Origin of the sequence: Sphingomonas aerolata (assembly GCF_023935825.1) — a bacterium.
In the GTDB taxonomy this organism is placed as follows: domain Bacteria; phylum Pseudomonadota; class Alphaproteobacteria; order Sphingomonadales; family Sphingomonadaceae; genus Sphingomonas; species Sphingomonas aerolata.
Window position 1 is genome coordinate 1,470,992 of the sequence record NZ_CP098762.1, and the last position, 15,574, is coordinate 1,486,565.

The window sequence follows — 15,574 nt, forward strand, 5'->3', positions numbered from 1 at the left end:
GACAAGACTTCAAGGAGAATAGCATGTTCGATCAGCTCGTCTTCACTCCCGCCGACATCGACCTGTCGCGCTCGCCGCTGGCGGGCAAGGTCGGCGCCGAGACCTATGTGCTCGGCGCCTTCAATCCGGGGATGACGCGGCTGGCGAACGGCAATCTGCTGCTGATGGTGCGCGTGGCCGAGGCGTTGCGCGAGCCGGTCAAGGGCGGCAACGTCCATGCGATCCGCTGGCAGGACGGCGCCTATCTGCGTGATGCGTGGCCGTTGCAGATGGTCGACACCAAGGATCCGCGCAAATTCCTGATCCCCGGCGGCGGGTGGAAGGTGATGGCGCTCACCTCGCTGTCCTGGCTCCTGCCGGTCGAGCTCGACGCGGAGGGCCGTTCGGTCGTCGCGGTCCATTACGACAATGCGATCGCGCCGCGCACGCCCTACCAATGCTATGGCGTCGAGGATGCCCGCATCTCGAAGGTCGGCGACCGCTATCTGATGACCACCTGTTCGGTCAGCCCGGAACGGCATTCGACCACGCTTTATTCCTCCGCCGACGCGCTCGACTGGCAGCTCGAGGGGATCGTGCTCGATCACCAGAACAAGGACATGCTGATCTTCGAAGGGCTGATCGGCGGGCAATATTGGGCGCAGACGCGGCCACTCGGCGACCTGTATTTCGCCTATCCGCCGGGCAGCGAATGGCGCGCCGGGCCGTCGATCAACCTGTCGCGCTCGCCCGATGCGCTCCACTGGAAGCCGCATGACAAGCCCGGCATCCGCCCGCACGCTGCCACGGTCTCGACCGCGCGGATGGGCGGGGGGACACCACCGATCCTGACCGATCGCGGCTGGCTGAGCCTGTGGCACGGCGTCGAGCCGTCGGGCGTGGTCGGCATCTACCGCACCTATTGGTCGATCCTCGACAAGGACGATCCGTCGATCACGATCGCGACCCAGCACGCGCCGCTGCTCGAGGCGAACCCCGCGCTGACCGAACCGTTGAAGGACCAGATGTACGTCGACAATGTCGTCTTCACGACAGGCATCGCGGACGCGGGCGACTTCTACGTGGTCGCGAGCGGCGAGGCGGATCTGGCGTGCCGGATCACGCACATCGCGAAGACTGCGTTCGATCCGCCGGCCTGATCCGGTTCGTGGCGTATTTTGGTGGGGAGCGGACCTTACCTCTTCAAGGCTGACACGAGACTGGTGAAAGCATCTACGTTCGCTTTCTGATGCGAAAGCACCCCGGCAGTAATATCCTGCGTAGTGCCATCCGGCATGACAAGCTGTGCCTTCACTCCGCCGTTGCTGAAGAGATCGACCTGTCGCAGCGATTCTTGGCGCTGCTCGTTCGCCCATTCGATCAAGTCATCCAGTGTTTTCACCGTCCGCCCCCCTCCGTTGTCGGCATCATAGCACGGCATGAAATTATGCTTCTAGTGTCCGCAAGTGGGCGGAAGCGGACAGCGATCCAGCGCGCCTGCTCCCTTGAAACCCCGGCGAGAAATCGGCATCGCGTCGGGCATGACCGCACCCGTCAACATCCTGCATCTCCACTCCTCGTTCGACCTCGGCGGGAAGGAGGCGCGGGCGGTGCGGTTGATGAATGCGTTCGGCGATCGCGCCAAGCACACCATCGTGTCGGGCGTGCCCGATGCGCTGGGCGCGCAGGGGTCGATCGCCAAGGGGATCCGCTACGAGATCGCGCAGAACCCGCCGCCGCTGACGGGCAAGCCGTCGGTCGCGCGCTACGAGGCGATTGCGCAATATATGCGGCGGTTCGATCTGGTGCTGAGCTACAACTGGGGGGCGATCGACGGGGCGATGGCGCGGCGCGCGTTCGGCAAGGGCGCGCCGCCGCTGGTCCATCACGAGGACGGGTTCAACGCCGACGAGGCGGGCGGGCTGAAGATCGAGCGCAACATCTATCGTCGGCTCGCGCTGGGTGCGGCACATGCGCTGGCGGTACCGTCCGAAGTGCTCGAGGCGATCGCGCTGAAGACCTGGAAGCAGCCGCGCGAGCGGGTTCACCGGATCGTGAATGGAATCGGCACCGCCTATTACGCGCAAAAGCCCGAACCCAAGGCGATCCCGGGGTTCGTCCCGAAGGCGAAGGAGGTCGTCATCGGCGCGCTGGCAGGCCTGCGCGAGGTGAAGGACCTGACCGCGCTGGTGCGTGCGGTCGGCGGCGTGTCGGGGCGGGTGCGGCTGGTGATCGTCGGCGAGGGACCCGAGCGCGCGCGGGTCGCGCAGGCGGCGGCGGCGATGGGAATGGCCGACACGCTCGTCCTGCCGGGATTTCTTGATCGGCCCTATCGTTACATCGGGCATTTCGACATTCTCGCTCTGTCGTCGCGCAGCGAGCAGTTTCCGATTTCGGTGGTCGAGGCGATGGCCGCCGGCCTGCCGATCGCGAGCTATCCGGTCGGTGACGTCGCGCGGATGGTCGCGCCCGAAAACCTGCCGTTCATCACCGAAGCGCCGAGCGAGGTACGGCTGCGCGATGCGTTGCAGGCACTGGTCGCGGATCCCGCGCTGCGCGCGTCGATCGGGGCGGCGAATCAGCGGCGGGCGCGGGCTGAATTCGACGAATCGGTGATGATCGCGCGCTACCGTACGCTGTACGAAGAGGCGCTCGGCAGGCCCGGCGCGCTAACCTAGGTCTTAATTTGCTCGCACGCTGCGTCCTTGCGATATAGGGGGCCGTATTTTCCGGGAGAGGTGACGTCGTGTTCAAGGGCCTGAAGCCTATCGTCTATAACGGTCGCGAAGTGTGGCCGCTGGTGGAAGGCGGCAAGGGAGTCGCGGCGACCAACCATGCGTCGGCCGGAGCCTGGGCCGCCGCAGGTGGCATCGGCACGGTTTCTGCCGTGAATGCCGATAGTTACGATCCAGAGGGCAAGATCATCCCGCAGGTCTATGCCGCGCTGACGCGGCGAGACCGGCATGAGGAGCTCGTCCAGTATGCGATCGACGGTGCGGTCCAGCAGGTCGAGCGCGCCTATGAGATCGCCGACGGCAAGGGCGCGATCAACATCAACGTGCTGTGGGAAATGGGCGGCGCGCAGCGGATCCTGCACGGCGTGCTCGAGCGGACGCGCGGCAAGGTGGCGGGCGTCACCTGTGGCGCGGGCATGCCCTACAAGCTCAGCGAGATCACCGCGTCCTACGGCGTCAGCTACCTGCCGATCGTCAGCTCGGGGCGGGCTTTCCGCGCGCTGTGGAAGCGCGCCTATTCGAAGGCGGCACAGTGGCTGGCGGCAGTCGTGTACGAGGATCCATGGCTCGCCGGCGGGCATAACGGCCTGTCGAATGCCGAGGATCCGCTGAAGCCGCAGGATCCCTATCCGCGCGTCAAGGAACTGCGCGACGTGATGCGCGAGGGCGGTATCTCGGACGACGTGCCGATCGTGATGGCGGGCGGCGTCTGGTACCTGCGCGACTGGAACGACTGGATCGACAACCCCGAGCTCGGCACGATCGCGTTCCAGTTCGGTACCCGCCCGTTGCTCACGCGCGAAAGCCCGATCCCGCAGGGGTGGAAGGACGCGCTGACGAAGATCGAGGAAGGCGAAGTGCTGCTGCACAAATTCTCGCCGACCGGTTTCTATTCCTCGGCGGTGCGCAACCCGTTCCTGCGCAGCCTCGAGGCGCGGTCCGAGCGCCAGATCGCGTTTTCGACGCAGGAGGCGGGCGACCACATCTTCCAGCTCGACGTCGGCGTTAAGGGCAAGAATTTCTGGGTGACGCGCAACGACCTGCTGCGCGCGCGCCAGTGGTTCGGCGAGGGCTATACCGATGCACTCAAGACCCCGGACAACACGCTGGTCTTCGTCAGTCCGGAAGAAAAGGGCATGATCCGCAAGGATCAGGCGGACTGCATGGGCTGTCTGTCGCAATGCTCGTTCTCGAGCTGGGCGGACACCGAGACCAACTCGACGGGGCGGCTCGCCGACCCGCGCAGCTTCTGCATCCAGAAGACGCTGCAGGATATCGCGCATGGCGGGGACATCGACCAGAACCTGATGTTCGCCGGCCATGCGGCGTATAACTTCAAGAAGGACCCGTTCTATTCCAACGGGTTCGTGCCGAGCGTCGGGCAGCTGGTCGATCGGATCCTGACCGGCGACTGAGCCGGTCAGGGTAGGGGGCAAAGGCATGACGCTGCATGCGTGGACGGTGTTCCTGGTCGCGGTGATCCTGTTGTGCGGGACGCCGGGGCCCAACATGCTGCATGTCATGACGCGCAGCATGACCTTCGGCGCGCGGCGCAGCCTGGCGGCTATGGCGGGGTGCCTGACCGCGCTGGTCCTGATCCTCGCGGCATCGGCGGCGGGGGTCGCGGCTTTGCTGACCGCCTGGCCGCGGGTGTTCGATGCGCTGCGTTATGCCGGTGTCGCCTATCTGATCGTGCTGGGGATCAAGGCGTGGCGCGGTGCCGGCGGGCCGGTCGATCTGGGCGCCGACACGCTGCCGCGCACGATGTCGGCCGCACGGCTGTTCCGCGGCGGGTTCGTGATCGGGATCAGCAATCCCAAGCTGCTGCTGTTCGCAGCCGCCTTCCTGCCGCAGTTCGTCAACCGCGCCGCACCGCAGGGGCCGCAGTTCGCGATCCTCGTTGTCACCTTCGCGGTGGTCGAAAGCCTCTGGTATGCGGTCTATGCGATGAGCGGGCGGACGCTCGCGCGGCATCTGACGCGACCGGCATTGCGGCGCGCCTTCGACCGCGCGACGGGGGCGGTGTTCGTTGGCTTTGGTCTCGCACTGCTCGGAACGCGCGTCTGACGCGGCGGCCGAGGTTGCCGATCGGCGGGATAGCGCGCATACCGGGCGGATTGCGGCGCTTCATTCGGGCAAGCCACGACTGAGAGACGTATCGCGCTCCCGCTCCCTGCCGGGATTATCAGATGACCACCACGCCCAGCGCCGATGTTGCGCCCATTTCGCGTGCGATGAACGTACGCGTCACCGAGGCTCAGGCCGTCGCGATGTGCGCCAAGCACAAGGCCGAGATCAGCGCGATCGAATCGCTGCCGTCGGGCGGGACACGGATCGTCCTGATGAACATTGCGGATGTCGCGACGGTCGCCAAGGCGTTCGGGTCGAAGGTCCTGACGGGCACCGTCCAGCGGACCGGCTGGATCCGCGCACGGTGATCTGAAGGGCGACGCGCGGACCTTCAGGCCCGCGCGCGCCAAGCGTTTCAGTCGGCGACCGTGCCGACCACTGCGCCGCCGGCACCACCGACCGCTGCACCCTTTTCGACGCTACCGCCCGTCGCCGCGGCGACACCCGCACCGCCGGCTGCACCAATGCCTGCGCCCTTGAGCGTCGAGCAGGCGCTCATCGAGACGGCGGACGCGATCAGCAGCGCGGAAACAGCAATCTTCTTCATGGGATACTCCTCTTTCTCTCCGGGGGTATCCAACAAATGCCGCACTGCGGAATCGGTTCCGGGCTCAGGCGCGGGGCCGTCAGGCCCAGCCTTCGAGCACCTGATCGGGCGGACGATGGCCATCGGCCCACATCCGGATGTTCTGGATCACCTTCTCACCCGTCGCGATCCGCCCCTCGAACGTCGCCGATCCCATGTGCGGGAGCATCACGACGTTATCGAGCGCGAGCAGCCGCGGATCGATCTGCGGCTCGTGACGCCAGACGTCGAGCCCGGCGCCGGCGAGCCGGCCCGCCTCGAGCGCGTCGACCAGCGCGGTCTCGTCGACCACGCCGCCGCGCGAGGCGTTGATGAGGAAGACGTGCGGGCGCATCAGCGCGATCCGCCGCGCGTCGATCATGTCCCGGCTGTCGGCGTTCAGCGGGGTGTGGATCGTCACGATGTCGACTGCGCCGAGCAGCTCGTCGAGCGAGGGGTGCCACGTCGCCCCGAGCGCCTGTTCGAGTGCGACGGGGAGGCGGCGGCGATTGTGATAGTGGATCGAGAGGCCGAATGCGGCGGCACGGCGCGCGACCGCCTGTCCGATCCGGCCCATCCCGACGATGCCGAGTGCCTTGCCGCCGATCCGGTGGCCGAGCATCCCGCCGGGGCTCCAGCCGGTCCATGCGCCCGAGCGAACGAGCTTCTCGCCCTCCGCCAGCCGCCGCGGCACCGACAGGATCAGCGCCATCGTCATGTCCGCGGTGTCTTCGGTCAGCACCCCCGGCGTGTTGGTGACGATGATCCCGCGCGCACGCGCCGCCTTCAGGTCGATATGGTTCACGCCCGCGCCGTAATTGGCGATCAGGCGAAGGCGATCGCCCGCGCCGGCGATCAGCGCGGCGTCGATATCGTCGGTCACGGTCGGGACCAGCACGTCGCAATCGGCCATCGCCGCGGCCAGCTGGTCGCGGCTGAGCTTGGCATCGCCGTGGTTGTTGGTCGTGTCGAACAGCGCCGCCATACGGTCCATGACCGCATCGGCGAGTTCGCGCGTGACGATCACCTTGGGGTTGGGGCAGCGCCGGGTGTCGGGCCAGCTATCGGGGCGTGGATCGGGCATGACCGTGGCTTGGCGAACGTCATCCACGGCGTCAACGATGGAGCGGCAAAACCGCGCTGCGATCCGTGGAACGGCGGCGCGCGCGCTTAGCAGTTGAAACCGCCGCTGCGGTGGCGATAGAGCTTGGCCGGACACGAACCGCGTCGGCAACAGGACATCAGCATGCGCATTCTCGCCTTCGGGCTCGCCGCCCTCGTCACGGCGGCGCTGGGCACCGAGCCTGCCGCCGCCGCGGATCCGGTGCGCAAGCTTCCTTATTATGCCTCGATCTCGGCGGGTCGCGCGCGGTTGCGGACCGGCCCGGCCCGCGCCTATCCCGCCAGCTGGCTGTATCAGCGTGCCGACCTGCCGGTGCGCGTGATCGCGATCCACAAGGAATGGCGCAAGATCGCCGATCCGGACGGCACCGAAGGCTGGATGCAGGCCAATTTGATGAGCAGCACGCGCACCGCGATCGTGCGCGGCACGACCCCGATCGCGATTCTCGACCGCCCGAGTGACACCGGACGCCTGCAATGGCGCGCGGCCCCCGGCGTGGTCGGTCGGCTGAGCCAGTGCGGCAATGGCTGGTGCAAGATGGACATCAAGGGACAGGCCGGTTTCGTGCGCGTCGACGCGCTGTGGGGAGTCGATGCGGACGAAGCGCTGCCCTGAACGATGACGCGGCATCGCACCCGGATCGCGTCATGCGGATAGAGCGCGACGATCTGACGCGCGATGCGGTCGTCGATCTGGTCGCGCTGCACCAGCGCGCCGCGCACGCCAATTCGCCGCCGGGCTGTGTCTTTGCCTTCGACCTCGCCGGGCTGCGAGATCCGTCGGTGATCGTGTGGTCGGCCTGGGACGAGGCGGGGGGCGAGTCGACGCTGCTCGGGATCGTCGCGGTGAAGCGGCTCGACGCGGGGCATTGCGAGCTGAAATCGATGCGGACGCATCCCGATCATGTGCGCCGCGGGGTCGGGGCGGCGCTGCTCGATCATGCGACCCGCCATGCCAGAGACATGGGCGCGACCCGGATCAGCCTCGAGACCGGGAGCAACGCCGCCTATGCTGCGGCGCGCGCGCTGTACGAACGCGCGGGCTTTGTCCGCTGTAAGCGGTTCGGGTCCTATCCGCCCTCGCGGTTCAGCCGATATTACACACTTGGTCTCTGACGCCGTCGACGCGGTCGGGACCGGCTTGACGGCGCGGAACGTGCCCGGCACGCGCGGCGGATGATCGACGCCATGCCCGTGCCGAGCCCGATGATCGCCGCGGCGGCGCTGGGCGTGCTCGGTGCCATCGTCGGCAGCTTCATCGCTGCGCTGGTGATTCGCTGGCCGGAGGACCGGTCGGTCGTTCGCGGGCGGTCGGCGTGCGACGCCTGCGGGCGGACGCTGACCGCGCTCGATCTCGTCCCGCTGGTCAGTGCGCTGCTGCTGCGGGGGCGGTGTCGGTCTTGCGGTGCGCAGATCGATCCGCTGCACTGGCGGATCGAGGCGTGCGGGCTGGGGATCGGTATTGCCGCCGGGCTCGTCGCGCCGGGGCAGGCCGCCTTGTGGGGCGCGGCCTTTGGCTGGCTGTTGCTGGCACTCGCCGCCCTCGACCTCGTCGCCTTCTGGCTGCCCGACCGCCTGACCCTCTTGCTGGCGCTCGGCGGCGCGGCGGGCGGTGTCGCCGGACTGGCGCCCGACGGAGTCGACCGGCTTATCGGCGGGGCCGCGGGGTTCGCCCTCCTTTGGGCGATCGCGGCGGGCTATCGCCGGATCCGCGGACATGACGGGATGGGCGGCGGCGATCCCAAGCTGTTCGGTGCGATCGGGCTGTGGCTCGGCTGGCAGATGCTGCCCGCCGTGTTGCTGATCGCCAGCATGGTCGGGCTCGGCGCGGTGCTGACGATGCGCGTCGGCGGCAAACCCGTGACCGGGCAGACCGCGATGCCGTTCGGCGCATTGCTGGCGATCGCGGCTTATCCGGCCTGGCTCTTCATGATAGCGTCGGGCGGATGATGCTATTGCTTATCGCCGCGGCCGTGCAAGCCGCCACGCCCGCCAAGACGGTGCCCGGCGACACCACCAAGGCTCCCGCGACGCTCGGTCCGATCGGCAAGCAGGCGATGCCCGCACGGGGATGCGCGGCGTATCTCTGGTCGACGGGCGACCGCGCGTTGGTGGCGATGGCGACCGCCGACTCGGCTCGGCTGCGTCTCGCGGTCGACGGCAAGCCGGTCGATTATGCGCGAGTCGACGAGGCCGGCCCGGGTGGCTACGGCTTTGCCGGGGTGACGACCTATCGCGGTGGCGATCTGACCGTCACGCTCGACATGACGATCGTCACGCGCGAGGATCTGGCGTCCGGCGCGATGGTGCCCAATGCGACGCTACGGCTCGAGCGGCCGGGCCGTGACACCATCGTCCTTCCGGTGGCCGGCATGATCGGCTGCGTGTGAATCGCCGGATGACGGAAACCAACCCAAGTTTCGTGCGTTGCGAGGGATTAACGGGGATGAATCGAACGCGGTCGCCCTTCGAAAGGGGATCGTGTTTCCTGTGACGAGTTCGACAAGACGGCACTATTGGCTCGCGATCGCTCTGGCGGCGAGTGTGGCCGCTCCCGGCGAAGCCCAGCTCGCAAAGCCCGGTACCGCGCCCGCAAAGGGACCCGACGCACCCACGGCCGAGCAGCGATCCGACACAGGCGTCGCCGATCCCAAGGGCAATGCCCCGATCGTCCCCGACGCGGAATTCAACCAGGCGCTGCCGCCGCTTTCGAACGACATCAATGCACCGCTCGAGCCGATGGCGAGCGAGACGGCGCCCGTGACCCCCGCGACGGATGTGACCCCCGCGACGACCGCGACGGGCGCCGCATTGCCCCCCATCGGTCCCGAAGATCCGCAGCTGGTCGTGCCGCTTCCCGCACTTGCTAGCTACGACACGGCGCCGCTGGCGACCGCTGCGGACATCAAGGACAAGGATGCGCCCGAGATCCGCTATGATACGGAGATCAAGGGTCTGGCCGATGCGGGCGACGGGCTCGAGGCGCGCTACAAGGCGCTGTCGGCGCTGAAGGGCGGCGGCAAGGCGGCGAACACGACGCAGGTTTCGGCGCGCGCGAAGGAAGACGAGGCGCTGGTCGTCCGGCTGCTGAAGTCGCTCGGCTATTATGACGCGACCGCGATTTCCACGATCGAGGCGGTTCCCGAAAAGCCCGGCCGGCTGAAGGCGATCGTCAGCGCGCAGCCGGGGCGGCTCTACACGCTCGGCTCGATCGACGTGAAGACCGCGCAGACCATTCCGCCGGATCTGGTGCGCAGCCAGTTGCCGCTGAAGGTCGGCGATCCGATCCAGGCGGACCGGATCCAGGGGGCGGAGGCCAATGTCTCGCTGATGCTGCCGCAGATGGGCTATCCCTTCGTCAAGGTCGGCGAGCGCGACATCCTGCTCGACGACGAGGCGCAGGTCCCGACCGGTGCCTATACGCTGCCCGTCGATACGGGGCCGCGCGCCTCGTTCGGGCAGTTGCGCACCGAAGGCGACGCGGTGTTCGACATCGAGCATCTGAACGTCTTTCCGCGGTTCGAGGAAGGGCAGCTCTACGACAACCGGATGACTGACGACCTGCGCGACGCGCTGGTCGCGACCAGCCTGTTCCAGAGCGTCTCGGTGGTGCCGCAACGGACCGGCAGGACCAACCCCGACGGCACCGAGCAGGTCGACCTGCTGGTCCGGCAGGAAAAGGGCCCGGCGCGCACGCTGGGCGGCAATGTCGGCTTCTCGACCGGGCAGGGCTTCCGCGCCGAGGGCACCTGGCAGCATCGCAACCTGTTCCCCTATGAGGGTGGCCTGCTCGCGTCGGTGATCGCGGGGACGCAGGAACAGGGGCTTGCGGGCACGTTTCGCCGCGCCAATGCCGGGCGTCGCGACCGCACCTTCAGCCTGACGGCGGGGGCCAATCATTCGAACTACGACGCCTATGAGGCGTTCACGACGAGCGTCGGCATCCGCTGGAGCTATGATTCGACGCCGATTTGGCAGAAGCCGATCACCTATTACTACGGCGGCGAGCTCGTCGGCACGAACGAGAGCGTGTATGATTTCGCTCGTGGCGAGAACGTCCGACGCACCTATGGCATCGTCGCGCTGCCCGGGCAGCTGTTGTTCGACCGCTCCGACAGCCTGCTGAACCCGACCAAGGGCTTCCGCCTGCGTTTGAACGCCAGCCCCGAAACATCGGTGCAGGGCTCGGTCAAACCCTATGTCCGTGCAATGGTCGAGGGGACCTTCTACTATCCCGTGTCGAGCAGCATCGTGATCGCCGGTCGCGCCAAGGCGGGAACGATCCAGGGCGTCGCGCGCGACGATCTGGCACCCTCGCGGCGCTATTATGGCGGCGGCGGCGGATCGGTCCGCGGCTATGGCTATCAGCGGCTCGGGCCGTTCGATCCCAATGGCGACCCAGTCGGCGGGCGCTCGCTCAACGAGTTCGCGCTTGAGGCGCGCTACCGGTTCGGCGATTTCGGCATCGTCCCGTTCATCGACGCGGGCAACAGCTATGAAAGCAGCACGCCGAACCTGTCGAGCCTGCGCTACGGCGCGGGTATCGGCGGTCGCTTCTACACCAGCTTCGGTCCGATGCGCATCGACGTCGCGACGCCGCTGAACCCACGCGAGGGCGACGGCAAGGTCGCGCTCTACATCTCGATCGGGCAGGCATTCTGATGGCCGAAAACGGCGCACCCCCTGCCGACCAGGGACCTATCGATCAGGCTGACGACAGCGTCGTCGCCCGGCGGCCGCTCTGGCAGCGGATCCTCAAGGGTATCGTGATCCTGATCGTGGCGCTGATCGCCCTCGTGCTGATCGTGCTGTTCGGGATCAACACCGATCCCGGTCGCCGCCTCGTCGCGGATCAGATCGGTGGCTACACGACCGCGTCCGGCCTCAACATCAAGGTCGGCCGGATCGACGGATCGATCTACGGCGCGATGACGCTCAGCGACGTCCGCGTGTCGGACCCGACCGGCGTGTTCCTCACCAGCCCGAAGCTGCGCGTCGACTGGCGCCCGTTCGCCTTTGCCAGCAACCACGTCGATGTCCGGTCACTGACCACGCCGCTCGTCACGCTGCAACGGCGTCCGGTGCTCAAGGCAACCCCGACCGATCCCAACGCGCCGCTGCTGCCCGATCTCGATATCGACGTGAACCGGCTGGTGATCGACCGGTTCGTGATCGGCAAGCCGGTGACGGGCCAGACGCATATCCTCAAGATCGACGGCGCGGTCCATATCGCCGACAAGCGTGCGCAGCTGACGACCAACGCCGCCGCGCTGACCGGCCCCGGCATTGCCGGCGGCGACCGGCTGATCCTCAAGCTCGACGCGGTGCCCGAACAGAACAAGCTCGACGTCAACGTCAAGCTGACCGCACCCGTCGGCGGTGTGGTCGCGACGATGGGGTCGCTCAAGGCGCCGCTGACCGCAACCGTCGCCGGACGCGGAAGCTGGGCCGCATGGCGCGGTCGTGCGGTCGCGACGCTGGGCGGCGGCGAGCTCGCCAATCTCGGCCTGACCGCGAAGAACGGCCATATCGAGGTGCGCGGCGCGACCCGCCCCGGCCTCTATCTCGAAGGACCGGTCGAGCGCCTGACCGCGCCGCAGCTCGAAGTGTCGATCGACACGACGCTGAACGACCGCAAGGCCGACACGCGCATGACGTTGAAGTCGGACGCGCTGGCGGTCGATGCCGGCGGCCTGATCGATCTCGCCAACAGCCGGTTCGCCAACTTCGCGGTCGACGCGAAGCTTCTGACCCCGGGGGCGATCCTGCCCAATCTGCGCGGTCGCGATGTCACCGCGCGCGTCGTCCTCGACGGGGCGTTCGCGACCCCGACCGTCGACTACAAGGTGCGGGCCGCGACGATCGCCTTTGGTGACATGGGCGTCGAGAACCTCTATGCCGAGGGTCTCGCCCGCGTGAATGCCGACCGCATCCTCTTGCCGATCAAGGCGCGCGCACGTCGCGTGACCGGGCTGAATGCGGCGGTCGGCGGCCTCGCGACCAACGTCGCGATCGATGGGGACTTCGCGATCTCCGGCGTCAATGTCCTGTCCGACAATCTCAAGATCCGTTCGGACAAGATCGATGCGACCGCGGTCGTCGTCGCCAACATGTCGACCGGACGCTACACCGGCGCGCTCAAGGGGCGGGTCAACAACTACCGCGTCGACGGGATCGGCATCGTCAACCTGACGACCGATGCAAAGCTGGTGCCGGGCCCCAATGGGGGGTTCGGCATCACCGGCCGCGTCGTCGCGCAGACCGCACAGATCTTCAACGAGGGCGCGCGCAGCTTCCTCGGCGGCAACGCGATCGTCCGGTCGGACATCGGGTACAGCCCCGAGGGGATCGTGACGTTCCGCAACCTGCGGATGAACGCGCCGCAATTCCGCGTGACGCGCGGCGAGGGGCGGTTCGATCCGGCCACCGGCGCGGTCCTCGTCAACGCGGATGCCTATTCGACGGTCTACGGGCCGCTGTCGGCGCGGGTCACGGGTAGTGCGACGGCGCCGGTCGTCGTCCTGCGCGCACCGCGGCCGGGCGTCGGCGTCGGGCTGGTAAATCTCCAGGCGCGGGTCGTCGGGCGTAACGGCGCCTATGCCGTCGTCGCGAGCGGCGGCACCGATTACGGCCCGTTCACCGCCGATGTGCTGGTCACGCCGGGCACGCAGCTTGCGGTCGACGTGCGCCGTGCGGTTTTCGCGGGCATCGTTGCACGCGGCCGGATCGTGCAGAGTGCGGCGGGGCCGTTCGCCGGTGCGCTGCAGTTCGCGGGGCAGGGGCTGACGGGCAATGTCCGTCTCGCCAACCAGGGCGGGTATCAGCGCGCCGATGTCGCTGCGCGGGCCTATGGCGCGAAGATTCCGGGGATGGTCGATTTCACGATCGGCCGCGCGATCGTCGATGCCAGCGCCGTGCTGTATCCCAAGGCGCCCGAAGTGATCGCCGACGTCCAGATCGCCGACATGCGCTACGGCGAGGTCGTGTTGTCCGCCGCACGTGCGAAGGTGAATTACGTCGGCGGGAAGGGCACGGCCCAGGCACTGGCGACCGGGTCGAGCGGCGTGCCATTCCGCCTCGCGATGAATGCGAAGCTGAGCCCCGATAACTATCTGGTCGCGCTCAAGGGCCAGGCGAACGGGATCGACTTCCGCACCGCCAATCCCGCGCGGATCCAGGCGACGCAGGGCGTCTATCGTCTTTCGCCGACCCGGATCGACTTTGGTCAGGGGACCGCGGCCGGCGCAGCGCGGCTCGCGGGCACCTATGGCCGCGGATTGAACGCACAGGCGCGGCTCGACAAGCTCGACCTGTCGGTGCTGAGCGCGCTGATGCCGAATCTCGGGATTGGCGGCACCGCGACGGGCAGCCTCGACTTCGCCCAGGCCAACAGCACTGCGGTGCCCACGGCGAACGTCCGCGCGACGGTGAGCAACTTCACCCGCACGGGAATCGCTGCGGTGTCCGATGCGGTCGACATCGTGTTCGCCGGCACGCTCAATGCCGATGGCGCGACCGGCCGCGCGCTGGTCCGGCGCGGGCCGACGGTGGTGGGGCGCATGGTCGCCAATCTCCGGCCGCTGGGCGCTGGCGCGTCCTGGTCCGAACGACTGATGGCGGCACCGCTGTCGGGTGGCATCCGGTATAACGGGCCATCGGCAGTGCTGTTCAGCCTGGCCGCGCTGCCCAATCAGCAGCTGTCCGGGCCGATCGCGATCGCGGCGGACTTTTCCGGGCGTGTCCAGGCGCCGCGTCTGAATGGTATCGTGCGGGCCGATTCGCTGACCTATGACAATGAGGTCTACGGCACGCGGCTGTCGCAGATGGCGATCAATGCGCGGTTCAACAACGACCGGCTTGAACTGACGCAGCTGCGGGCCCGTGCCGGCAATGGCAGCGTCCAGGCCCAGGGCAGTGTCGGGCTCGCCGCGGACAGCGGCTTCCCGATCGATCTGCGCGCGACGCTCGACAATGCACAGCTCGCCAAGAGCGACGCGCTGAGTGCGACGACGACCGGGTCGGTACGGTTCACCTATGGCCGCGATGGCGGACTGCTCAAGGGTGACCTGCAGATCCCGGAGGCGCGCTACGAGATCATCCGCCAGGGTCAGGCGGAGGTTGCCGAGCTGACCGGTATCCGCCGCAAGAGCGAGATCCGGCCCGCGCTGCCGACCGATCGTCCTGCGCGGCCCGCGCCGCCGAGCCTGATCAAGCTCGACCTCCGGGTGCGGGCGCCAAACCAGCTGTTCGTGTCCGGCATGGGTCTCGAATCGGAATGGGAGATGGACATGCGGATCACCGGCACGTCGACCGCGCCGGTCGTCACCGGTGGGCTCGACATCGTCCGCGGGACCTATTCGTTCGCGGGCAAGCGGTTCGAGGTCAATCGCGGCACGATCCGCTTCCGTGGTGGGGCGCTGACCGATCCGGACATCAACATCCAGGCGACGACGACCACGAACAACATCACCGTCGTGATCAACGTCACGGGCACTGGCCAGCGGCCGCAGATCGCCTTCACCTCGACCCCGGCGCTGCCGCAGGACGAGGTGCTGAGCCGGCTGTTGTTCGGGACCAACCCCGAGAATCTCTCGGCGACCGAGGCGATCCAGCTGGCGTCTGCGCTCAATTCGCTGCGCGGGTCGGGTGGCGGTCTGAATCCGCTCGGCAAGCTGCGTTCGGCGACCGGCTTCGATCGTCTGCGCGTCCTTGGCGCGGACGAGGCCAGCGGGCGTGGCACCAGCCTTGCGGCAGGCAAGTACCTGACCGACAACATCTATGTGGAGATCGTGACCGACGCGAAGGGCTTCACCTCGACCCAGCTCGAGATCGCCCTGACCAAGGCGCTCAGCCTGCTCTCGTCGGCCGGCGCGCAGGGCGGGACCAACGCCAGCGTGAAATACTCCAAGGACTATTGATCGCTTCATCCCGTGGCGGCGCGAATCACGCCCGCCACGGGATCTCGCTTGATCGGTGATTTCAGCTTGCGGTCAGGCTCGCGCGTCCATTGACGTCGCGTGTGCGGGCGCGGCGATGTTGCGCG

The 15,574-nt window shown here is 67.7% G+C and carries 14 protein-coding genes; 11 read left to right on the forward strand and 3 right to left on the reverse strand.

The window, feature by feature from the left end; all coding sequences use genetic code 11:
* Nucleotides 1-23: 23 nt before the first annotated feature.
* A complete protein-coding gene (locus NEF64_RS06960; protein ID WP_056406253.1) occupies nt 24-1,139 on the forward strand; it encodes a glycoside hydrolase family 130 protein in 1,116 nt (371 codons plus the stop codon).
* Between the two features lie 35 nt (nt 1,140-1,174).
* Here NEF64_RS06960 and NEF64_RS06965 read toward each other — a convergent pair whose 3' ends face one another.
* Nucleotides 1,175-1,381 (reverse strand): hypothetical protein, encoded by a 207-nt coding sequence (locus NEF64_RS06965; RefSeq protein ID WP_156360330.1) that lies wholly within the window; start codon nt 1,379-1,381, stop codon nt 1,175-1,177.
* Nucleotides 1,382-1,520: 139 nt separating this feature from the next.
* Here NEF64_RS06965 and NEF64_RS06970 point away from each other — a divergent pair, with 139 nt between their 5' ends.
* From NEF64_RS06970 to NEF64_RS06985, 4 genes are all read left to right on the forward strand, one after another.
* Complete coding sequence (locus NEF64_RS06970) at nt 1,521-2,657, forward strand: glycosyltransferase family 4 protein (protein WP_252574730.1); 1,137 nt, start codon at nt 1,521-1,523, stop codon at nt 2,655-2,657.
* 68 nt (nt 2,658-2,725) lie between these two features.
* Entirely contained in the window at nt 2,726-4,129 is a 1,404-nt protein-coding gene (locus tag NEF64_RS06975; protein WP_056406256.1) for an NAD(P)H-dependent flavin oxidoreductase, read from the forward strand.
* 25 nt (nt 4,130-4,154) lie between these two features.
* Entirely contained in the window at nt 4,155-4,781 is a 627-nt protein-coding gene (locus NEF64_RS06980) for a LysE family translocator (protein WP_056406257.1), read from the forward strand.
* A 122-nt stretch (nt 4,782-4,903) separates the two neighbouring features.
* Nucleotides 4,904-5,152 carry a hypothetical protein gene (locus NEF64_RS06985; RefSeq protein ID WP_235516362.1) on the forward strand — a complete coding sequence of 83 codons (249 nt, stop codon included), beginning with the start codon at nt 4,904-4,906 and terminating at the stop codon, nt 5,150-5,152.
* Between the two features lie 47 nt (nt 5,153-5,199).
* On the opposite strand, the gene NEF64_RS06990 is transcribed toward NEF64_RS06985, so the two are convergent.
* Both NEF64_RS06990 and NEF64_RS06995 read right to left on the reverse strand, forming a co-directional pair.
* On the reverse strand, nt 5,200-5,391 hold the full coding sequence (locus tag NEF64_RS06990; RefSeq protein WP_031395371.1) for a hypothetical protein: 192 nt from the start codon (nt 5,389-5,391) through the stop codon (nt 5,200-5,202).
* Nucleotides 5,392-5,470: 79 nt separating this feature from the next.
* Complete coding sequence (locus tag NEF64_RS06995; protein WP_056406258.1) at nt 5,471-6,493, reverse strand: 2-hydroxyacid dehydrogenase; 1,023 nt, start codon at nt 6,491-6,493, stop codon at nt 5,471-5,473.
* Between the two features lie 162 nt (nt 6,494-6,655).
* Here NEF64_RS06995 and NEF64_RS07000 point away from each other — a divergent pair, with 162 nt between their 5' ends.
* From NEF64_RS07000 to NEF64_RS07025, 6 genes are all read left to right on the forward strand, one after another.
* Entirely contained in the window at nt 6,656-7,147 is a 492-nt protein-coding gene (locus tag NEF64_RS07000; RefSeq protein WP_056406260.1) for an SH3 domain-containing protein, read from the forward strand.
* A 32-nt stretch (nt 7,148-7,179) separates the two neighbouring features.
* Complete coding sequence (locus NEF64_RS07005; RefSeq protein ID WP_031396287.1) at nt 7,180-7,647, forward strand: GNAT family N-acetyltransferase; 468 nt, start codon at nt 7,180-7,182, stop codon at nt 7,645-7,647.
* Between the two features lie 60 nt (nt 7,648-7,707).
* On the forward strand, nt 7,708-8,481 hold the full coding sequence (locus tag NEF64_RS07010) for a prepilin peptidase (protein WP_234387516.1): 774 nt from the start codon (nt 7,708-7,710) through the stop codon (nt 8,479-8,481).
* Nucleotides 8,478-8,921, forward strand: a complete 444-nt coding sequence (locus NEF64_RS07015) for a hypothetical protein (protein ID WP_056406262.1) — start codon at nt 8,478-8,480, stop codon at nt 8,919-8,921. The genes NEF64_RS07010 and NEF64_RS07015 overlap by 4 nt, the downstream gene beginning before the upstream one ends.
* Nucleotides 8,922-9,021: 100 nt before the next feature.
* Entirely contained in the window at nt 9,022-11,193 is a 2,172-nt protein-coding gene (locus NEF64_RS07020; RefSeq protein WP_056406265.1) for an autotransporter assembly complex protein TamA, read from the forward strand.
* On the forward strand, nt 11,193-15,449 hold the full coding sequence (locus NEF64_RS07025; protein ID WP_056406266.1) for a translocation/assembly module TamB domain-containing protein: 4,257 nt from the start codon (nt 11,193-11,195) through the stop codon (nt 15,447-15,449). Before NEF64_RS07020 ends, NEF64_RS07025 begins: the two co-directional genes overlap by 1 nt.
* Nucleotides 15,450-15,574: the final 125 nt, after the last annotated feature.